Source organism: Brevibacillus brevis, assembly GCF_031583145.1.
Lineage (GTDB): Bacteria > Bacillota > Bacilli > Brevibacillales > Brevibacillaceae > Brevibacillus > Brevibacillus brevis_E.
Genome location: NZ_CP134050.1, coordinates 5,960,568 through 5,981,660, shown reverse-complemented (window position 1 = coordinate 5,981,660; position 21,093 = coordinate 5,960,568). Strand labels below are relative to the sequence as shown.

The following is a 21,093-nucleotide window of genomic DNA, read 5'->3' as shown; positions in this document are numbered from 1 at the left end:
CACCCGAGAAAAAATGTCTCCTATTTTCGTGGAGATGCGTATATACTCAATATATTAATCTGTGGCAGAAAAGCTGACATGTCGTGAACGGTTGGGAGGAGAAGTTTGATGACGTACGACTTTTTGATGAAGCTGGGCATCGCCCTCTTTTTGGGATTGCTGATCGGGGTAGACAGGCAGCTCAAGCACAAGCCGCTCGGCGTAAAGACGAGCATGGTCATTTCCGTGGCGAGCTGCCTGATCACGATCGTATCGATAGAATCCGTACACCGGTTTTCCTTGCCGGGACACACCAATATGGATCCGCTCCGGCTGGCCGCGCAGATCGTCAGCGGGGTCGGTTTTCTCGGAGCAGGCGTGATCCTGCGCAGAAGCAACGACGTCATTTCCGGGTTGACCACGGCCTCCATGGTATGGGCGGCTTCCGGGCTGGGGATTGCCGTCGGGGCCGGTTTTTACTTCGAGGCAGTCACCGCTACCATCCTCATCATTTTGGCGATCAACCTGTTCCCGCTGATCCTCAGGTGGATCGGACCGCGGTCGCTGCGCCAGCGGGACTTGTCTGTCAAGATCGTGGTCGACGGAACCGGAGATCTGGATGATGTGTTCAAGCAAATCAAGCACTTGAATTTGCAGGTCAAACGAGTGAAGGTCAAGGACGTGGACAATGGACAGCAGAAGCTGGAGATGATGATCATCGCTTCCGAGGACACGTATACGACAGATATATACACCTCTGTCAAATCGGTGGACCACGTGATTTCCGTCGAGGTGGAGAGCCGCTAGCTGCGAACGAGGAGACTCGGGCATCCGAATGGAGATGGCCTGGGTCTTTTTCTTTTCGCATAGGGGAAAGCTGGACATCATAATGGTGGAGAATAGAAAAAACAATACAAAGGAGGATGGAAATGGAATACAGAATCGAGAAGGACACCTTGGGAGAAATGAAGGTGCCCGCCGATAAACTGTGGGGCGCCCAGACGCAGCGCAGCTATCAGAATTTCAGAATCGGCGGCGACCGAATGCCGCTGGAGATCATTCGAATGTTTGCCATCCTGAAAAAGAGTGCGGCGACGGTGAACCAGAAGCTGGGCAAGCTCGATCCGGACAAGGCCGAAGCGATCGTAGCGGCAGCCGATGAGGTCATCGCAGGAAAATGGGACGAGCATTTTCCGCTGGTCGTCTGGCAGACCGGGAGCGGGACGCAGTCCAACATGAATGTCAACGAAGTCATCGCACACCGCGCCAACCAGCTCCTGGAGCAAAAGGGCAGCGCCGCCCGAGTGCACGCCAATGACGACGTCAACAAGTCGCAGAGCTCCAACGACACGTTTCCCACAGCGATGCACATGGCGGGCCTTGCTGCCATCGAAGATCAAGTGTTGCCTGCGATTGCCGTCCTGAGGGAGACGCTTCAGAAAAAAAGCGAGGCGTATATGGACATCATCAAGATCGGCCGAACGCACCTGCAGGATGCAACGCCACTGACGCTGGGCCAGGAGATCAGCGGATGGGTGCAAATGCTGGCGAAAAGCGAAAAAATGATTGCCCAGAGCGCCGAGCATCTGCGGGAGCTGGCGATCGGAGGTACTGCCGTCGGCACCGGCATCAATGCGCATCCGCGCTTCGGGGAGATGGTCGCCGACGAAATCAGCAGACTCACGAACAAGAAATTCGTGACAGCCGCCAACAAGTTCCATGCCTTGACCAGCCATGACGAGCTCATATTTGTCCACGGGGCTTTGAAGGCGCTGGCCGCCGACCTGATGAAGATCGCCAACGACGTCAGATGGCTGGCGAGCGGACCGCGCAGCGGCATCGGAGAGATCGTCATCCCTGCCAACGAGCCGGGCAGCTCGATCATGCCGGGCAAAGTGAACCCGACCCAGAGCGAAGCCATGACGATGGTCGTCTGCCAGGTCATGGGCAACGACGCGGCGATCGGCTTCGCCGCAAGCCAGGGCAATTTCGAGCTGAACGTCTTCAAGCCGGTCATCATCTACAACTTCCTGCGCTCGGCCAGACTCTTGTCGGACGCCATACACTCTTTCAACGACAACTGCGCAGTCGGCATCGAGCCCAACCTGCCGGTCATCCAGAAAAACCTGAACAACTCCCTGATGCTCGTCACCGCCCTCAATCCGCATATCGGCTACGAAAACGCCGCGGCCGTCGCCAAGCTCGCCCACAAGGAAGGCCTCACCCTCAAAGAAGCCGCCATCAAAAGCAACCTGCTGACGGAAGAACAATTCGACCAAATCGTCCGCCCCGAGCAGATGATCCACCCGAAAGAGTAGGGGACGGGGAGCTTCGTTTCCGTGAATAATGCGTACGTGAAAACCGGTAGCCGGAGCCAGGCTAGCGGTTTTTGTGTCGTTTAGTGCCACAGAAAAAATTGGCAAAGAAGGTATCCGCTCTGTTCTCGAGCCTCACCAATTCCTCCTGATAAGGCTGCTTTTGGACGCCGTTCCTCTTTTGGAATGCAGCTGGCCAGCCAAAGCATCCGTGCAAGTGTCCCAAGAGCCTTGAGCGTTTTCCCCTTTTTCCGCCCCCGGCACTGGAGCCGGAGCGCCAAATGCTTTCTTTATGTTTTCTTTACCTTTCTCTGCTATAGTAATGAGACTTACAATTATCGGAAAATAGGAGTAAGAGGCTATGAGAATCTTAATCGTGGACGACGACAAAGAAATCGTGGATCTGCTTGCCATTTACCTCGGCAATGAAGGCTATGAAATCGAAAAAGCGTTTGACGGGGACGAAGCCCTCGAAAAGCTCGAGCAAAAAGAGTTTCACCTCGTCATTCTCGACGTCATGATGCCAAAGCTCGACGGCATCGAAGTCACGAAACGCATCCGCAAGCATTCTCAAATCCCCATCCTCATGGCCAGCGCCAAGACGAACGACATGGACAAGATCATGGGGCTGATGACGGGCGCGGACGATTACGTAGCCAAGCCGTTCAATCCTCTCGAAGTGATCGCCCGCGTCAAATCGCTGCTGCGCCGGGCCAACTACAGCAGCGCCATGCAAAGGCAGGACCACGTGATCGAGGCGGGGCCGCTCATTATCGACAAGCAGAGCCACATGGTGCAGACCAAGGAAGGCAGGCCGATCAAGCTGACGGCCCTGGAGTTCTCTATCCTCTTTTTGCTCGCCAGCAATCCCAACCGGGTCTTCAGCTCCGAAGAGATCTTTGACCGCTGCTGGAAAATGGAGAACTACGTGTCCTACAAAACCGTGATGGTCCATATCAGCAACCTGCGCGAGAAGCTCGAGAAAGCGACGAATGGAGAAAAGGTCATTCAAACGGTCTGGGGGGTCGGCTACAAAATTGAAGCTTAATGTCCGGGACATCTTCAGGATCGTACTCGATCTGCTGCTCAGCCTGCTGATTTTCTTTGCCGTTTTCCAGACGGCCTCCTTTTTCGCCAACAACTACTTGTACCGCATCCCCGAAATCCGGGAGTATGTATGGCTGCTGCGGGGCACCTTTGGCATCGAGTCCTTCAAGATCGTGATTTTGCTGATCGCTACAGGGCTGTTCGCCGTCTGGACAGTGGTCCGTGTCCGGAAGTACATCGAGCAGAAGCAGATGGAGCATATCATCACGGAGCTGCATTACATCGCGAAGGGAAACTACGATCACCAGATCTCGATACGGCCTCGGGGCAGTCTCGGCGATGTCGTGGACAGCATCCACGCCCTGGTCAAAAGCGCTGTCGATGCGATGGAGGAGGAGCGGCGGTTGGAGCAGTCCAAGGACGAGCTGGTCACGAACGTCTCGCATGATTTGCGCACGCCGTTGACCTCGATCATGGGGTATCTGGGCCTGATCGAACAAGGAAAGTACCAGGACGAACAGCAAATCAAGCAGTACTCCCATATCGCCTATGAAAAGGCGAAGCAGATGAACGTGCTGGTCAACGATCTGTTCGAATACACCAAAGTGCGTCATCGCGGCACCCATTTGAACCGGACGCAGTTCGACCTCGTGGAGCTGGTCGAGCAAGTGTCGGTAGGATTTCGCATCGCCGCCCACGAAGCCGGCCTGCAGCTGCGGGTAGAGACGCCGGACGAAAAGGTCGAGATGTGGGGAGACACCGACAAGCTCGTTCGGGTGCTCGAAAATCTCATCTCCAATGCGATCAAGTACGGAAAAGACGGCACGACGATCGCGGTCCGCCTGTTCGATGTTCCGGAGGGCGTCGCCTTTTCGGTCGCAAACAACGGACAGCCGATCCCGGACGAAGCGCTGCCCAATTTGTTCGAACGCTTTTACCGCGTAGAAGGATCGCGCTCGACCAAGACGGGCGGTTCGGGGCTGGGGCTGGCGATTGCCAAGAGCATCATCGACCTGCACCAGGGCGAAATCTCTGTGACGAGCGATGCGGAGTGGACCACATTTACCGTGACGTTGCCCCGAACCGTTCCGCCGAATTGATAATCTCTTTACCCTTTCTTTAGGAATCGTTGGGAGTTTTTTTAAGCGAAAAGCCTATCCTTGCAGGTAGATGAGTCGTTCGTAAACGACGCTGTGAGGGAGGCTTATTTGCATGAGAAAAAGAAAGGGCAGGCTCGTGGTGCTGCTCTTCATGGCAGCGGGCATTTCCTGGCTGCTGGCATCGATGCCGTTTGGAATGGAGAAGGAGAGCGTGCTCGCCAGATGGGAAAAGGCATGGGGGCGGCTGGATGCGCGGGCAGCGATCTTGCTGGATGCACAGTCGGGAGAAGTGCTTTACAGTCAGAATGCGGATACCCCGTATCCGGTGGCGAGCATGTCAAAAATGATGACCGAGTACTTGCTGCTGGAAGCGATCCGCGACGGCCGGGCAGCGTGGACAGACAAGGTACGGATATCGGAAAATGCGGCGACGGTAGAAGGGGCAAGAGTCAGCCTCGAAGCGGGCGAAGTTTATCCGCTGCGGGATTTGTACGCAGCGATGGCGGTAGGCTCCGCGAACAACGCTGCCGTGGCCATCGGAGAGTATTTGGCGGGGAGCACTGCGAATTTCGCCGATCGGATGAGCCAAAAGGCGGCGGAGCTGGGGCTGGATTCTTCCCGGTTCGTCAATGCCACGGGACTCGCCTACGATTACGGGCAAAACGAGATGACAGCACGGGATGTAGGACGGCTGGCTCATCGGCTGATCACGGACTTTCCGCAGATCGTTGATTTGACGTCGGAACCGTACGTGCAATTGACGTCTACCGGAGAGCAGGTGGCAAGCACCAACCTGATGCTGACGGCCGATGACGACTCGATGCGGGTCACGGGCCTGGACGGACTAAAGACAGGCTTTACAGATGAAGCGGGCTACTGCTTTACTGGAACGGCAAAACGGGGAGAACGCCGGCTGATCTCCGTCGTCATGGGCACGGAAACAGACGAGGCGCGTTTTACGGAAACGAAAAAACTGCTGGAAATGGGGTTTTAGCCAGATGAAAAAAAGTGTGGCTATCGTGGCGAGGATCGCTGTTTTCATCGCGTTTGCCCTGTATCTGGTGCTCGTCGTCAAAATCTTGCTGTTTAAATTCGGCCGGATCGATCTCGGCGGCCTTTGTGCCGATATGGCCGCAGGCATGGCTCATCCCGAGCTGATCCGCGAGCGTCTGGCCAACCGGGGAAATCTGATTTTCTTTCATGAAATCCGCCACTATCTCGACGACCTGCCGACAGGAGAGAGCATGATTCGCCATGTCAATTTCATTGGCAACATCTTGGCTTTTTTGCCCTTTGGCTTCTTGCTTCCGTTGCTTCGGCGGCCGAACCGGGGTGCTTTCCTGACTGTCACGCTCCTGTCCTTTCTCTTTAGCCTGTGTCTGGAAACCGCGCAGCTCCTGGCGGATATCGGCATCTTTGATGTCGACGACCTTCTGCTGAATACGGTAGGAGGGGTTCTGGGGTACTTCTTTTACCGATTGGGCCGTCTGGTGATAACCGCAGGGGGAAGAATTCCTCTGTTTTCCTTGTTTTGTCCCAAACCTAGCAAGTACACTAGTAGGGATACGGATAGACGACACATTTCGGAAGAGAAGGTGAATTCTCTTTGCTAGATAAAGCATTGGAAGTCTTGCAAAAGTACTTTGGCTACCCGTCCTTTCGGGAGGGCCAGAAAAAGATCATCGAAAGCCTGTTGTCCGGCCATGACACGCTCGGCATCATGCCGACCGGAGGCGGGAAGTCGATTTGCTATCAGGTCCCGGCCATGATTTTCGACGGGGTGACGATCGTCGTCTCCCCGCTCATTTCCTTGATGAAGGACCAGGTAGACGTCCTGGTCAGCATGGGCATCCCCGCCACGCAGATCAACAGCTCGCTGGACGCCGGCGAAGTCCGGGAGCGGCTGAGGCTCGCCGCGCGCGGGGAGTACAAGCTCCTGTACATCGCACCGGAGCGGCTGGAATCCGAATCGTTCCAGGCGCTGATCCGGGGCGTGCCGATCTCCTTGGTGGCGGTCGACGAGGCGCATTGCGTATCCCAGTGGGGGCACGATTTCCGTCCGAGCTACCTGGAAATCGCCCGGTTCCTGCGCTCGCTGCCTTCGCGTCCCGTAGTGGCGGCTTTGACCGCCACCGCTACCCCCGAAGTGACGGAGGATATTCGTCGCCAGCTCTCCTTAGCGGATGAACAGACCTTTATCACCGGCTTCGGCAGGGACAATCTGATTTTGTCCGTCCGCAAAGGGGAAAACCGGCGCGCGTTCATCGCCGATTATTTGCGAGCGAACGGTCAGCAAGCGGGAATTATTTACGCGGCGACGCGCAAAGACGTCGATGCCCTCCATGCCGATCTGGGCAAGCGCGGGTTCTCGGTTACGAAATACCATGCGGGTCTTTCGGAAGAAGAGCGCGCCCAGAACCAGGAGGCCTTCCTGTTCGACGACGTGCGGACGATGATTGCCACCAACGCCTTTGGGATGGGGATCGACAAGTCCAACGTTCGCTACGTGATCCACTACAACATGCCGAAAAATCTGGAGGCGTACTATCAGGAAGCGGGACGCGCCGGACGCGACGGCGAGCCGAGCGAGTGCATCCTGCTGTTCCAGCCGCAGGACATCCAGACCCAGACGTTTTCATCGAGCAAAACCCGTTGTCGGACGAGCGCAAAGAGCTGGAATACAAAAAGCTGTACGCCATGATCGACTACTGCAGGACGCCTCGCTGCCTTTCCCAGTACATCGTGCAATACTTCGGAGAGACAGACGCCGCGCCGTGCGGGCAATGCGCGAACTGCACCGACGACACCGAGCTGGCGGACATCACCCTGGAAGCGCAAAAGATCTTTTCCTGCGTAAAACGCATGCGCGAACGCTTCGGTGCCGCTCTCGTGGCGCAGGTGCTGAAAGGCTCCAAAAACAAGAAGGTGACCCAGTTCGGCTTCGATCAGCTGCCGACGTACGGCCTGATGAAAGAATATAAGGAAAAGGAAATCGCGGACTTGATCCAGCTGCTGATTGCCGAAGGTTATCTGCAGGTGACGGAAAGCCAGTACCCGACTGTAAAGCTGGGGGACAAGGCCCTGCCGGTGCTGAAAGGCGAGGAGCGCGTCTGGCAGAAGATCGCCATCCGCCCGGTCCAGCAGCAGGAGGACGACGAGCTGTTCGAGCGTCTGCGCGAGCTGCGCAAGGAGATCTCGCAGCGCGAAGGCGTGCCGCCGTACGTCATTTTCCACGACAGCACGCTGAAAGAAATGAGCATCCTGTGTCCGACCGACAAATCTTCCATGCTCCAGGTAAAAGGAGTGGGCGAGTCCAAATTTGACAAGTACGGGCATTTGTTCCTCGACTGCCTGCAAACGCACGCTGCTGCAAAGCCGTGACCCCAAAAGGTCGCGGTTTTTTTCTATTTTTCCGAATCGCAGGAAAAAAATGTTCGTCCCGAGACGGATGGCCTGCTATTATGAAACAGTAGACATAGAAAACATAGAGAACAGAGGGGACGACATGAACAAAAGGGGAACAAAAGTAGGAAAGACCTTCCTCGGGATGGCACTTTCCGCCATGGTCATGGGGAGTGTCTTTGCGGGAGCGTCTGCGCCTGTACAGGCAGCAGAAGCAAAAGCAGCAAATGAAACGAAAATCACGCTGCTGGGTACGTCCGACATCCACGGCAGATTCATGCCATGGGATTACGCGCTGGACGGCCCCAATCCAAACGGAAGCCTGACGCAGCTGTTTACGATGATCAAGGAGATTCGCAAGGAGAATCCCAACACCGTCTTGCTGGATGCAGGCGACTCCATTCAGGACAACTCTGCAGAGCTGTTCAACGACCAGCCGCAGTCTCCGATGATGGTGGCGATGAACGAGATGGGGTATGACGCCTGGGCATTCGGCAACCACGAGTTCAACTTCGGTCTGGACATTCTGGACAAGATCAGCAGCCAGTACAAAGGTCCGGTGCTGGCGGGCAACATTTACAAGGAAAACGGCGAGCGCTTCCTGCCTGCCTACACGATCGTCGAGCGCGACGGAATCAAGATCGGCGTGATCGGGATGGATACGCCGATGATTTCCGACTTTGAAAAAGGAACCGACCATCTGGATGGCCTGGTCGTCAAAAATCCGGTGGAAGAGACCAAGAAAGCCGTGAAAGAGCTGCAAGGCAAGGTAGACGTCATGATCGGCCTCATGCACATGGGGATCGAAAATGAAAACGGCATACCGGGGACGGGCGTAGCCGACATCGCCAACGCCGTACCGGAGCTGACCGCCATCTTCGCCGGCCACATGCACAAGCTGGTGAAAAAGGAAGAGATCAACGGCGTGCTCATCACCGAGCCGGATAAATACGGGACGCATCTTTCCCGCATCGACCTGACCTTTGAAAAGAAAGACGGCAAAGTCGTGCTAAAAAGCAAGGAAGCGACTGCCGTTCCTGTAAAAAATGCGGACGGGACTACAGCTGTGTCCGATCCCGAGCTGGAAACCAAGCTGAAGCCGTTCCACGAGTTTGCGCGGGCAGATGCAAACATCGTCGTGGCCGAGCTCAAAGGCATGAACATGGTGGACAAAAACGAAATCGAAGGAATCCCGACGGTCCAAATCCAGGAGACGCCTTTGTCCGATTTCTTCCACGAAGTGATGCTCTATTACAGCAAGGCGGACGTCGTCGCGCACCAGATCGACAACGACAAGGCCAAGCTGGATATCGGACCGATCAAGAAAAAGGACATCGCCTACAACTATCAGTACGCCGGCGGCGAAATCACCGTCTATAAGGTGACAGGCAAAGATCTCAAGGATTACATGGAGTGGGCGGCAGGCTACTTCAACCAAGCGCGCCCCGGCGACGTGACCGTCAGCTTCGACAGCAAGCGCCGCGCTTCCAAATACAGCACCAACGACTTCTTCGGAAACGTCAAATACGAGATTGACCTGACCAAGCCATACGGCAGCCGCATTACCAACCTGCGCCGCTTGGACGATACGCCGATCAAACCGGACGATGTGCTCAAGCTGGGCATGAACGCGTACCGAATGGAAGCCCTGCAGGCAAAAGGCGGCGCGCTGGAAGGCCGCAAATTCGAGCAGCTCTGGTCGTCCAAGGAAGAGAGCGCCTTCGGTGAAACGCAAGGAACGATCCGCAACCGCGCCATCGCCTATCTGAAAGAAGTGAAAAAGGGCGTGTACGAGCCGACTGTGCAGCACAACTGGAAGATCGTCGGTGTAGATACGACAGCGCCTGAGCGCGCAGATGTGGTGGAGCTGATCAACGCTGGCATCCTTAGCGTGCCGAAAACGGAAGACGGCAAGTACACCAACATCGCGTCGATCAACATCAAGGACGCGGTCACCAAGGAAGAGATCGCCGAGTTTTCCGCCAAGGCGAAAGTAGACGCGGCCAAGCTGGCCAGCGCGAAAACGAAAGGCCAGTTCTATCATCAGCTGAATCAGGCGAGGAAGGCAGCGGCTGCCGCTGCTGCGCCGCAAAAGCCGTAAAGCCCGAAAGCTGTAGGACAAAAACGTAAAACATAAGACCAAAAAACCGCGCCCACAAACGGACGCGGTTTTTACGTGAACCCAGAATGGCTTTATCGTATGGAAACCCTCCGGTAACGGAACCCAAAAGGCTACGATGCGCTCAGGCTGCGTTCTTTTTTGCGTAAAGCTCCGAGATACAGCAGGAACAGCAGGAGCAGCAGCCCTTGGCCGACGATTGCGCCCGAGATCGAGGTACCCGCGTAGACAATCAGGTAGTAGATGCCCGATCCTGCCGCCATCAGCGCGTTTTCCACGAAATTTTGGATCGCGATGGTTTTTCCGGATCCGACCAGCTGCCCTCCTTCCTCCTGAAGGACCGTATTCATCGGGATGATGAAGACTCCGCCCATGAAGCCGACGAGCAGCAGGAAGCAGATGGCGATCGCGGTTACGTGAATCCACGGGAACAAAACGATGATCAGGAACATCCCGAAGCCGTAGGCCAGCGAGCGCGTGAACTGCCTGAGCGGGATCAAGCGCGGAGCCAGGAACGCCCCTACGATGATGCCGATCGACGTCGTAGCCAAAATCAGCGAGACCGAAAAGCTTTGCGGGTCGATGCTGAGGGCGGCGGGAATCCAGGCCAGCACCGCCACGCGCAGGACGGCCGAGCTCATCCAGAACGAGCCGGTCCCTATGAGCGCAAATCGTGTGTTCGGTCGCTGAAAAAGTAGGCGGAAGTCCGCGAAGAAGCGGTGGATTTCCGTACCATAGCGGATGTTCGCGTTTCCCTTCAGACGCGGGATAAAGAAAGTCATAGCGAGCGACAGCAGGTAGAGAAGCAGGCACATCCCCGACGAGATGAGGGGAGAGGCGATGGAAGCGATCGCCCCGCCTCCGCCGATTCCGAGCAGGATGGCGATGATCGTGTACGCTTCGATCCTGGCGTTGGCCCGGAACAGCTCATCCTCGCCCTTCGTCAGTTCTGGCAAGATCCCGTATTTGGCCGGAGAGTATACGACAGCTCCCACCCCTACGGTGAAGTAGGAGAGCATGAGCAGCAAAATGCTTGAGTGATCGATGACAAACAGCAGCAGGACCCCGATGGCCTTGACCAGGTTGCCGATGACGAGCACGAACGACTTCGGATGCTTGTCGGCGAACGGTCCGACCAACGGCGCGAGAAAAATGTACGGAAGAAAAAACGATATGGAGACGAGTGCGAGCATGGCGGGAGAAAAGCCGTTCTCCCGCAGCAGGTTTGCGATTACAAACAAGATCATGTTGTCGGCAAAGGCAGACAGGAACTGGGTAAAATACAAGGCTTGCAAAGGTTGCATCGACGTCTTCACGGTCATTCCCTCTCGCTTTCTGCCAGCTGTTTCAGACTGACGTAATCGGTTTTTCCGCTGCCCAGGAGCGGCAGTTCCTTGATGTGCCTCATCGCCCCGGGGATGAGCAACGGCGAGTATTGCTTCTCGCTCAAGTAGGCGCGCAGCTGGCTCAGTTGGACGGTTTCGTCGGTGGTGTAGAGCAGCACGCGCTCGCCCTTGCGCGGGTCGCTTACGGTGATGGCGGCGAAGCCGGAGTGCCCGAAGCACGTCATGGCGAGCTCCTCGACGAGATTGAGCGACACCATCTCGCCGCCGATTTTGGCGAAGCGCTTCAGGCGGGATTGGATGGTGAGGAAGCCGTCCCGGTCCGCCTCGACCAAATCTCCCGTCTGGTACCATTCTTCTGCGGGCACGAAGCCTTGCCCGTGGATCATGTACCCCTTCATCACGTTGGGGCCTTTGACCAGGAGCTGTCCGCCTTTCTCGATGCCCTCGACCGGCTCCAGGCGGTACGACATGCCCGGCATCAGGCGGCCGACAGTTCCCGGCTTGTTGGCCAAAGGGGTGTTCAGCGACAGGATCGGGGCAGTCTCGGTAGCGCCGTAGCCTTCGAAGATTCGCACGCCGAATTTCTCCATCCACAGCTTCCGCACATCGTCTTTCAGCTTTTCCGCTCCTGCAAACACGTACCGCAAGGAGTAGAAGTTGTACGGGTGAGCCATCCGGCCATAGCCGGCCATGAAGGTCGAGGTGCCGAACAGGATCGTCGCATTCTGGTCGTACACCAGCTCGGAGATCGCCTTGTAGTGCAAGGGGCTGGGGTACAGGAAGACCGGAATGCCTTTAATGACAGGCAGGAGCGTCCCTGCCGTGAGCCCAAAGCTATGGAACATCGGCAGCGCGTTGAAGAACTTGTCACGGGACGTGATGTCGATGACGCTTGTCACCTGCTGGATATTCGCGTACAGGTTGGTGTGCGTCAGGACGACGCCTTTCGGTTTGCTTTCGCTGCCGGATGTAAACAGAATCAGTTCGTTTTCGAGCGACTGTGCCTTTTGTCTGGTCATGTAGCGAACCAGGGCGGCCAGTTTGTCGAGCGTCGTAGCGGATGCTTTCAGGTCCTCCAGATAAACGATGTTCATCTGGGGCTCCATAGCGTCGATGACGTGCTCCAGCTTGCCTTTTTCGATAAAGACGCGCGAGGTCAGGATCGTGTCGATGTGAGCCGTTTCGCAGCATTCGAGAAGAGAACGGGCGCCGAGGGAGAAGTTCAGGATCGCCGGTGTTTTCCCGATGCGGAACAAGGAAGTGAGCGTGATCAGGTGGCCGACCGAGTTCGGGAGGAACACGCCGACGACCGGTTTGCCCAGGAGACGTGCCTTCAGCTTTTCGCCCAGGAGATAGCTGCCGATCAGCAGCGTGCGGTAGTTGATCGCGCTGGTCATGTCCTTGGCGATTTCCATCCGGGCTCCATTGATGCGGGCGGCCTCCAGGACTTCGTCGAACAGATTGACGTTTTGCTTCATCCGGCTTTGGAACAGCTCATCCTGCAGGGTGCGCAGGATCAGGTCGCTCGCGCCAGCTTTTTGCTCGCGCATGGACAGCGCTTCGTCTCGCTCGATGGTAAAGGGCGTGCCGACGCTGATCGATACTTGCGGGAACCACAGGAGGCGCAGCTTTCCTTTCAGATACGAGAACACGGAGCGCTCCAGGCCTTGGATGGCGACGGGATAGACGGTGGCGCCAGTCCGCATGGCAAGATAGCCGACGCCGCTGTAGATTTTCATCAAGCCGCCCGTCGTGGTAATGCGGCCTTCCGGGAAAATGACCAGCGTCTCGCCGCTGCGGATCACCCGCAGCATATGGCGAATCGAGTACGGATTGAGCGGATCGACCGCGATAGCCTTGCGGAAACGCAGAAAGAACGAGAATTTTTTGGCGATATCCGTATTGACGACGAACGCGGCTTCTTTTGGCAGGAAGAACGAGAGAAGCGCAGCGTCGAGGAGTGATACGTGGTTGGGTATGATGATCGAAGGCTGAGAGAGATCGATTTTGCGCAGGCCCTGGACGCGAGGACGGAACCAGAGCAGCAGGATGGCTTTCAGGAAGGCATGAACGAGAAACATGGGAACCACACCTTTACAAATAATAATTGCTCGTTGATAGCTTTCATTGTAAAGAGTGGGGGGGTTAAAAAAAGTACCAACTTTCATTGGTACCTGGTCATAGATCCTAATCAGAGATGACGGCAGCGCGGGCAAAAGCGGCCCCGGCGCTGGCTAGAACAGCTTTTTCTGGCTGGCCTTGGCTGCCGCTTCCTTGCTCGTTTTGACGCCCATTTTTTTGAGGATGCGGTTGATGTGGTTCTTGATCGTGCGCTTGGTGATGTGCAAGGACTGCTCGATTTGCGTCTGGGTGTGCCCCTGATGGATGAGCTGGAGGATTTCCTTTTCCGCTGGAGACAGCAGCTTCTGGTTTTCCTCGTTTTTCATGCGCAAAAACTCATTGCGCAGCGCCGCGGCAGCAGTGGGATGGATCGCGGATTGCCACAGATGGGCAGCACGGATCGCATCGGGGATTTCCTTGAAGCTGGCTTTGCTGATGTAATTGACCGCGCCGGCCGAGAAGGACTCGACGATGACGTCCTCAGCCGTCAGCGAGGTGAGCATGATGATTTTGCAGTCTGGGGCGGCCCCGATAAACGCGACAGCCGTCTCGATGCCGTCCAGGTTGTTTTCGGTGAGGTTGATGTCCATCAGCACCACGTCGACGCCCTCGGGGGTAAATTGCGCGATCGCTTCTTCCTTGGTCCCGGCTTCGCCGATGACGGAGATGTCCGGCTGCTTGTTCAGGTAATCGACCAGTCCTTTGCGCCAGACTGGATCGTCTTCTACGAGAAAGACATTGATTGGTTCCACTTCGCTTACGTCCTCCCTTCTACACGTTTTTTGGGAAACAGGAGAAAGACCGTCGTCCCCTTTCCCTGCTCGCTTTCAATTTCCAGGGTGCCCTGGTGCTTCTGCATGACGTTGTAGCAGTACGACAAACCGAGGCCGAAGTTTTGGCCGGTTTTTTTGGTCGAGAAAAACGGATCGAGCACATGCGGCAGATTCTCTTTGGAGATGCCTGTCCCGGTGTCCTCGACGGCGATGACCAGGTGCTTTTTGGACAGAAACAGCTGCAGCTGCAGAGTGCCGCCCGTTCTCATCGCTTCGAAGGCGTTCATGCAAAGATTGGTGAGAATTTCCCGGACCTGCACAGGATCGCAGGCAAGCCTGAGCGTCTCGTCCAGCTCGGTCAGCACGTCGACGTTGTGCTTGGCGGCGTACGGCTGAAGCGTCTGGATGACCTGCCGGATCAACTGGCCCGGCATTGTCGTCTCTTCCTGTAAAATCACGTCCCGCAGCTGCCCCTGAATGCGGTTCATCATATCCAGAATATGCTGGGAGGACTGCAGCAGGACGGCTGCATCCTCGCGCAGCTCCGGCTGTCCGGTATCCTCGGCGTAGGAGTCGATCCGGTCGGCGTAAAGCGAGATTTTTCCGACTTCGTTCTTGATTGTATGGTTGATGATTTGCGCCCCTGAAGTCAAAGCCCGCAGCGTACTGTCCAGACGTCGCTTTTCCACGCGGAGGCGTACGCCGAGAAAGCCGTATTTCAGACTGATCGCAACAATCAGAACGAATTGGACGCCGACGACCAGCATGTTGTAGCGCCAAGCTTCGTAATCGTTTTGGATCCGCATGGCGTAGATGAAGATAAAGACGAAAAAGAGCGGCACGATGATGAGCGCGTTGGTGAAGAAGCTGTTTTTCTTCACCAGCGGGTCCTTTTCCCTGCGATACTGCAGGATCAGCATCGCGCTTGCCGCCAGAAAATACGGGAAGACCCAGAAGATCATGATCCAGTAGTTGAAGGACAGCACCGGGTAGATCGGCGTTATCGCCAGCATGATCAGCGGCGGAATCAAAGCCGCGTACTGGGTGATAAGCTTGGTTCTCCCGGAAAGGGACTCGCTGGAATGGACTGCAAACATCAAAAACGCGTACGGCAGCCCTGTCTGGGTCAAAAAGGAAGCACATCTGCTCACAAACGCCAGAGCGCTGCTCCAGCCGGGGTGAAGCGCGAACGTGTCTGCCCAGTGCGGCAGGACGTTTTCGTCGATCACGGCGGAGAAAAAGCCGCCTCCTCCGATAAATGCCGTGGCACTCGCCCAGCGGATGGATGTGCGCTTCGGATCCGTGAACAGAACGAGCAGGCCGAGCGCCCATATCGTAAACAATGTGAATACCATCATGGTAGGATGTTCTCCTGTCGGTTCGCTTTCGTCTATTATACCGTACGGCAGTGTCAGAAGCGGCAAAACTCTCCATTTTTCAGAAAATGGATTTCGGCTGGTGGAGAATTTAATATATACGGTATTCATATCTTTTCGATAGGGAGGTTTTTCCATTTTGCTGTGGAAATGAATGCGCATGGAGGAGATTGTTCATCTCTTTGGGCGGCAGGTGAAAACATGAAGCGATTGGATTTGGTTTACCAGAAGTTCATGGAGCTGGGACCAAACAGACGAATAAGCGCGAGCGAGCTGGCGGACCTTCTCGGACTTAGCCGAGCCAATGTGAGCAGCGATTTGAACCGCTTGTGGAAGGACGGCAGGATTGAAAAGGAAAGTGGCAGGCCGACCCTGTTTTACGCGAAGCAGGCGGGCGAGGAGCTATATCCGGCAGAGACGGCCCTGGACCGGCTCGCGAAGGCGAACAAAAGCCTGATCACCCCGATCGAGCAGGCAAAGGCAGCGGTGCTGTACCCGCCACGGGGAATGCACTGCCTCATCCTGGGGGAAACCGGAGTGGGCAAGTCGGGGTTTGCCGGGCTGATCCACGAGTTTGCCATCGATATCGGACGGCTGGACAAACAGGCTCCGTTCGTCGTGTTCAATTGCGCCGACTACGCCAACAACCCCCAGCTTTTGTACAGCCAGCTGTTCGGGGTGAAAAAGGGCGCCTACACCGGTGCGGAAAACGACCGCAGAGGACTCGTGGAGAAAGCGGACGGAGGCATTCTTTTTCTGGACGAGGTGCATCGCCTGCCGGCAGAAGGGCAGGAGATCTTTTTCACATTCATGGACAAGGGAACCTTTCGCCGCGTAGGAGAGACGGAGGTCGAGCGTACGGCACAGGTCCAGATCATATCGGCGACGACGGAAAATCCGGAGTCCAGCCTGCTCAAGACGTTTATTCGGCGGATTCCGATGATCATCAAGCTGCCGTCCCTCGTCGAGCGGGGAGTGGAAGAAAGATACGGGCTCTTGATGAATCTGTTTCGCGAAGAGGCGTTTCGCCTGGGGAGGGAGATCCAGATCTCGGCGACCGCGATCCACGCTTTTTTGTCGTATCATTGCCCCAACAATATCGGGCAGCTGAAAACGGATGTCCAGCTGACGTGCGCGAGCGCCTACGCCGATTTTCTTTCGCTGAAAAAGAGAACGCTGCAGGTGTCCGTCCAGGATTTGCCCCATCACGTCAAGCAAGGGCTGCTGCTGGCCAAGGAACGGAAGGCCGAATTGGAAGAGCTGGTCGGGAAGGATCACAAGACCTTTGTGGTGCAGCCCACGCAGGAAAGCATCTTCATCGAGAGGGAACCGGAGGATGCGGCGGACAGCGTCTACGAAAAAATCGAGCAGAAAATACACGAGCTGCGCAATCAGGGCGTCAGCGAAGAAGAGCTGGAGTTCGATCTGGAAAACTATTTCACGCGGTTTATCAAGGGCGTCCACCAGCGCATCAACAAGGAAGACATGTCGCGCATCATCGATCCGATCATCGTCAATCTGGTGGAGGAGATCGTGCGCTTTGCCGAAGCCCGGCTGGGGAAAATCCTGAGTCAAAAGGTCATCTACGGGCTCGCCCTGCACATCCAGACTTCCAAGGAACGGCTCGCCCAGGGCAAGCAAATCACGAATCCCCATATCAACAGCGTGCGCATCAAGTACAAGAAAGAGTTCGCCGTGGCGCTGGAATGTGTCCGGATGATCGAGGAAGCCATCCTGATGGACTTGCCGATCGATGAGGCTGGCTATCTCACGATGTTTTTCGTGCTGGACGACGAGAGCGAGCAGGAAGAGCGGGAAACGATCGGGGTGCTGGTCATCACGCACGGAAGCGGCGGGGCGACTGCCATGGTGGAGGTGGCCAACCGGCTGCTCGTCACGCAGTACGCCAGAGCAATCGATTTGCCGCTGGAAGAAGAGTACATGAAAGTGCTGGAGCAGGCGATCAAGGTGGCCAAGGACATCGGAAGCAAGGCGGGACTGCTGCTGCTCGTGGACATGGGCTCGCTGCTGGGCTTCGGGGAAATCATCGAGAAGGAAGCAGGGATTCCGGTAAAGGTGATTTCCATGGTGAGCACGCCACACGTCATCGAAGCCACCCGCAAGGCCATGCTTGGACATTCACTGGAGGACGTGCATCGCGATGTCAGCAGTCTCTCGCTTTTCCAGAAGGATGAGCCAGCGAAGGAGCCGGCCAAGGGGCATACGCCGGCGCTCGCGATCGTAGCGGCGTGTTTGTCCGGCGAAGGCAGCGCGTTGTTTCTGAAGAAAATGCTGGAGAGCCGTCTGCGCTACGACGTCCAGCTATTGGAGATCATACCGCTGCAGCTGATCGACAAAACGCAGGCGAAAGCCCAATTGAAACGGATCAAGGAAGAGCGGAAGGTGCTCTGCATCGTGAGCAACTACATGCTGGACAAGGATCTGCGCTGCTACGGGATGGACGATGTCCTGAACGGGGAGGCTCTGCAAGACATCCAGCAGATGATCGACCTGGAAGAAGCGTTTCTGAAAATGACGGAAACGCTCGGGGAGCATCTGACCATGGTCGAGGGACAGCGAGTTCTGGCAGATGTGAGGGTGTGCGTGTCGCGGATGGAGGAGAGGCTGCAAGACGTGCTCGTATTCGACACGAGGATTGGCGCCTACCTGCACCTCTCATGCCTGGTCGATCGCCTCAAGGCGGGTCTCCCGACGGTCGACTACGCCGGCAAGGAGAGCTTTCTCGCTGACCACAAAAAACTGTACAGCGTCATCCGCCACGAGCTGAAACCGCTGGAAGACCAATACGAGGTCACGATGAGCGAAGACGATGTGTGCTATATCATGAATTTCTTTTTACACAATAAAACACTAGTGTGATTAGTGTTTTATTTTTTGTGTTTCGAGCCGAAAAAGTCGAAACAGTAAAGCGTTCTCCCGAAAACACTACGAGGGAGGGGGCTCGAGAAATGCGGGGAAAGCCGGATCGCTGTTGAAAGCGCATACATGAATCGTGTTTTGGCATGCGGCTTGCTAATGTAGAAGAGGCATATCCGAAGACGGAGGGAGGGTGCGTATTTGAAAATTTTGCTGTGTTGCAATGCGGGGATGTCTACCAGCCTGCTGGTGCAAAAGATGGAACAAGCGGCCGAGGAAAAGGGCATCACGGCGAAGATTTGGGCGGTTTCCGCCGACGAGGTCAAGAACCATATCGACCAGGCCGAGGTGCTGCTTTTGGGGCCCCAGGTTCGCTACAAGCTGCCCGGGCTGAAGAAGGAGGGGGAAGCCCGGGGGATTCCGGTGGATGTCATCAGCACGATCGACTACGGTACGTTGAACGGTAAAAATGTGCTGGAGTTTGCGCTTCGTCTAAAAAAATAGAGGAGGGTGCGTATGGCGGGATATATTTCTTTCCTGGAAAACCGCGTGATGCCGGTGGCGGGCAGGATCGCGGAACAAAAGCATTTGCAAGCCATTCGGGACGGCATCATTTTGACGATGCCCCTGCTGATTATCGGCTCCCTGTTTCTTATCATCGGCTTCATACCTATTCCTGGCTACAGCGATTTCATGAGCGGCATTTTCGGGGACAAATGGCTCACCAAGCTGCTGTATCCGGTCAATGCCACCTTTGACATCATGGCGTTGATCGTCAGCTTCGGCGTCGCCTACCGGCTGGCGGAAAAATACAAGGTGGATCCCTTGTCCGCCGGAGCGATCTCTGTAGCCTCCTTCCTGCTTGCGACTCCCTATACGACGATGTTCACGCCTGAGGGAGCAGGCGCAGCCGTAGAGGTAGGCGGTGTCATTCCCGTCGCGCTGATGGGCAGCAAAGGCCTGTTCGTCGCCATGATCCTCGCGATTTTGTCCACGGAAATTTACCGCAAAATCATCCAAAAGAAAATCGTCATTACGATGCCGGAAGGAGTGCCTCCAGCGGTATCCCGCTCGTTCGTGGCGCTGATACCCGCTGCTGTGGTGCTGCTGGTCGTCTGGCTGCTGCGCATCCTCATTGAGAATACCTCCTTTCAAAGCATCCACAATATCGTCGCCGACTTGCTGGTCGGGCCGCTGAACACACTCGGCGGAAGTTTGTTTGGGGCAATCATCGCCGTGCTGCTGGTGCACGTGCTCTGGTCGCTGGGCCTGCACGGGGCAGCCATCGTCGAAGGGGTGCTCGGTCCCATATGGCTCTCGCTGATGGATCAGAATCGGGCCATCTTCCAGGCCAGTGCGGGCGCTGAGCTGCCAAACATCGTCACCAAACAGTTTTTTGATATGTGGGTCTACGCAGGCGGCTCCGGTGCGACTCTCGCCCTGGTGTTGCTCATGATGTTTCGGGCGCGCAGCGAGCAGATGAAGAACATCGGCAGGCTGTCGATGGGTCCGGGGCTGTTTAACATCAACGAGCCCGTGATATTCGGAATGCCGATCGTCATGAATCCACTTCTGATTATTCCGTTCATCGTGGCGCCGATCGTACTGGTCGTCATCAGTTATGCGGCGATGACTCTCGGATGGGTGGCAAAGCCGAGCGGTGTCGCTGTTCCGTGGACGACGCCACCGATCATCAGCGGCTATTTGGCGACAGGCGGGAAGATTTCGGGCAGCGTGCTTCAGCTCGTCAATTTTGTGATCGCCCTCTTGATTTACTACCCGTTCTTCAGATTGTGGGATAAACAAAAGCTGGCGGAGGAGAAAGCCTCGAGTGCAAGCGACAAGGCTGCTTCGCTGTAACCATTCCGGGAGATGTGATTTGCCGTGAAACTGATCGTAAATGCGGACGATTTTGGCTATTCGAAAGGCGTCAATCTGGGAATTGTGGAGGCACATACGGACGGAATCGTCTCCTCCGCCACCATGATGATGAACATGCCGGGGGTGGAGCACGCGTTTCGGCTGGCTGAGAACCACCCGTCCCTGGGTGTCGGCATCCATCTCGTGCTGACGTGCGGCGCTCCCCTGGAGCCGAACGTACCGTCGCTCACCGATGAATACGGTGCGTTTCGGCGGGGGCAGGCCCATTTGGCGGACGTCTCCGCGGAGGAAGTGGAGCGGGAATTTACGGCGCAGCTGGAGCGGTTTTTCCGCACGGGGAGAAGGCCGTCGCACATCGACAGCCACCATCACGTCCATGCGCATGAGGCGATCTTGCCGGTGGTCCTGCGCCTGGCCGAACGCTTCCGACTGCCGGTACGGTATCCATGGGTATTCGGACAACAGCGGGGAGATCATCTGCCGGTTCCAACCACGCAAGGCTTTTCCCATCACTTTTACGGGGACGGCCTGACAGCGGATACGCTCTTTGGCATCGTAGAAGGGCTCTCCGGTTGTTCGTCGGCCGAAATCATGTGCCATCCGGCGTACCTGGACGAGGAACTGCTGACGGGCAGCTCCTATGCGAGGCAGCGCGCGAGAGAGCTGCAGATTCTGACCTCGCCGGAGGTAAGGGAATACATCAGGGACAGAAAGGTGCAGCTCGTGACCTTTAACGATATCGGATAGGTGGAGATAG

15 protein-coding genes and 1 pseudogene are annotated in these 21,093 nt (G+C 56.2%); 12 read left to right on the top strand and 4 right to left on the bottom strand.

Features of this window, described 5'->3' with window-relative positions; all coding sequences use genetic code 11:
* Window positions 1-108 precede the first annotated feature (108 nt).
* From RGB73_RS29365 to RGB73_RS29330, 8 genes and pseudogenes are all read left to right on the top strand, one after another.
* On the top strand, window positions 109-786 hold the full coding sequence (locus tag RGB73_RS29365) for an MgtC/SapB family protein (RefSeq protein ID WP_310767303.1): 678 nt from the start codon (window positions 109-111) through the stop codon (window positions 784-786).
* A 122-nt stretch (window positions 787-908) separates the two neighbouring features.
* Complete coding sequence (fumC, locus tag RGB73_RS29360) at window positions 909-2,297, top strand: class II fumarate hydratase (protein WP_310767301.1); 1,389 nt, start codon at window positions 909-911, stop codon at window positions 2,295-2,297.
* Between the two features lie 358 nt (window positions 2,298-2,655).
* Window positions 2,656-3,342, top strand: a complete 687-nt coding sequence (locus RGB73_RS29355; RefSeq protein ID WP_310767299.1) for a response regulator transcription factor — start codon at window positions 2,656-2,658, stop codon at window positions 3,340-3,342.
* Entirely contained in the window at window positions 3,332-4,441 is a 1,110-nt protein-coding gene (locus tag RGB73_RS29350) for a sensor histidine kinase (protein ID WP_310767297.1), read from the top strand. The genes RGB73_RS29355 and RGB73_RS29350 overlap by 11 nt, the downstream gene beginning before the upstream one ends.
* Window positions 4,442-4,553: 112 nt before the next feature.
* Window positions 4,554-5,435 carry a D-alanyl-D-alanine carboxypeptidase family protein gene (locus RGB73_RS29345; RefSeq protein ID WP_310767294.1) on the top strand — a complete coding sequence of 294 codons (882 nt, stop codon included), beginning with the start codon at window positions 4,554-4,556 and terminating at the stop codon, window positions 5,433-5,435.
* Between the two features lie 4 nt (window positions 5,436-5,439).
* Window positions 5,440-6,054 carry a VanZ family protein gene (locus tag RGB73_RS29340; protein WP_310767291.1) on the top strand — a complete coding sequence of 205 codons (615 nt, stop codon included), beginning with the start codon at window positions 5,440-5,442 and terminating at the stop codon, window positions 6,052-6,054.
* Window positions 6,048-7,822, top strand: a pseudogene (gene recQ / locus RGB73_RS29335) (DNA helicase RecQ). Before RGB73_RS29340 ends, recQ begins: the two are co-directional and overlap by 7 nt.
* 187 nt (window positions 7,823-8,009) lie before the next feature.
* Window positions 8,010-9,944: a bifunctional metallophosphatase/5'-nucleotidase gene (locus RGB73_RS29330; RefSeq protein ID WP_396136242.1), complete on the top strand. Its 1,935-nt coding sequence runs from the start codon at window positions 8,010-8,012 to the stop codon at window positions 9,942-9,944.
* A gap of 131 nt (window positions 9,945-10,075) precedes the next feature.
* On the opposite strand, the gene lplT is transcribed toward RGB73_RS29330, so the two are convergent.
* From lplT to RGB73_RS29310, 4 genes are all read right to left on the bottom strand, one after another.
* Entirely contained in the window at window positions 10,076-11,266 is a 1,191-nt protein-coding gene (lplT, locus tag RGB73_RS29325) for a lysophospholipid transporter LplT (RefSeq protein ID WP_396136241.1), read from the bottom strand.
* Window positions 11,267-11,280: 14 nt separating this feature from the next.
* Entirely contained in the window at window positions 11,281-13,389 is a 2,109-nt protein-coding gene (locus RGB73_RS29320; protein WP_310767285.1) for an AMP-binding protein, read from the bottom strand.
* A 153-nt stretch (window positions 13,390-13,542) separates the two neighbouring features.
* Window positions 13,543-14,181 (bottom strand): response regulator, encoded by a 639-nt coding sequence (locus RGB73_RS29315; protein ID WP_310767282.1) that lies wholly within the window; start codon window positions 14,179-14,181, stop codon window positions 13,543-13,545.
* A 5-nt stretch (window positions 14,182-14,186) separates the two neighbouring features.
* Complete coding sequence (locus tag RGB73_RS29310) at window positions 14,187-15,560, bottom strand: sensor histidine kinase (RefSeq protein WP_310767279.1); 1,374 nt, start codon at window positions 15,558-15,560, stop codon at window positions 14,187-14,189.
* 219 nt (window positions 15,561-15,779) lie between these two features.
* Here RGB73_RS29310 and RGB73_RS29305 point away from each other — a divergent pair, with 219 nt between their 5' ends.
* From RGB73_RS29305 to chbG, 4 genes are all read left to right on the top strand, one after another.
* Window positions 15,780-18,458, top strand: a complete 2,679-nt coding sequence (locus RGB73_RS29305) for a sigma-54-dependent transcriptional regulator (protein WP_310767276.1) — start codon at window positions 15,780-15,782, stop codon at window positions 18,456-18,458.
* A gap of 198 nt (window positions 18,459-18,656) precedes the next feature.
* Complete coding sequence (locus RGB73_RS29300) at window positions 18,657-18,959, top strand: PTS sugar transporter subunit IIB (RefSeq protein ID WP_310767273.1); 303 nt, start codon at window positions 18,657-18,659, stop codon at window positions 18,957-18,959.
* Window positions 18,960-18,971: 12 nt separating this feature from the next.
* Window positions 18,972-20,315: a PTS cellobiose transporter subunit IIC gene (gene celB, locus RGB73_RS29295; protein WP_310767269.1), complete on the top strand. Its 1,344-nt coding sequence runs from the start codon at window positions 18,972-18,974 to the stop codon at window positions 20,313-20,315.
* A gap of 24 nt (window positions 20,316-20,339) precedes the next feature.
* Window positions 20,340-21,083 (top strand): chitin disaccharide deacetylase, encoded by a 744-nt coding sequence (gene chbG, locus RGB73_RS29290; RefSeq protein ID WP_310767266.1) that lies wholly within the window; start codon window positions 20,340-20,342, stop codon window positions 21,081-21,083.
* Window positions 21,084-21,093 lie beyond the last annotated feature (10 nt).

Coding starts and splice junctions, on each gene's coding strand:
- RGB73_RS29365 (WP_310767303.1), top strand. CDS start 109: ATGACGTACGACTTTTTGATGAAGCTGGGCATCGCCCTCTTTTTGGGA.
- fumC (WP_310767301.1), top strand. CDS start 909: ATGGAATACAGAATCGAGAAGGACACCTTGGGAGAAATGAAGGTGCCC.
- RGB73_RS29355 (WP_310767299.1), top strand. CDS start 2,656: ATGAGAATCTTAATCGTGGACGACGACAAAGAAATCGTGGATCTGCTT.
- RGB73_RS29345 (WP_310767294.1), top strand. CDS start 4,554: ATGAGAAAAAGAAAGGGCAGGCTCGTGGTGCTGCTCTTCATGGCAGCG.
- RGB73_RS29340 (WP_310767291.1), top strand. CDS start 5,440: ATGAAAAAAAGTGTGGCTATCGTGGCGAGGATCGCTGTTTTCATCGCG.
- RGB73_RS29330 (WP_396136242.1), top strand. CDS start 8,010: ATGGGGAGTGTCTTTGCGGGAGCGTCTGCGCCTGTACAGGCAGCAGAA.
- lplT (WP_396136241.1), bottom strand. CDS start 11,266: ATGCAACCTTTGCAAGCCTTGTATTTTACCCAGTTCCTGTCTGCCTTT.
- RGB73_RS29320 (WP_310767285.1), bottom strand. CDS start 13,389: ATGTTTCTCGTTCATGCCTTCCTGAAAGCCATCCTGCTGCTCTGGTTC.
- RGB73_RS29310 (WP_310767279.1), bottom strand. CDS start 15,560: ATGATGGTATTCACATTGTTTACGATATGGGCGCTCGGCCTGCTCGTT.
- RGB73_RS29305 (WP_310767276.1), top strand. CDS start 15,780: ATGAAGCGATTGGATTTGGTTTACCAGAAGTTCATGGAGCTGGGACCA.
- celB (WP_310767269.1), top strand. CDS start 18,972: ATGGCGGGATATATTTCTTTCCTGGAAAACCGCGTGATGCCGGTGGCG.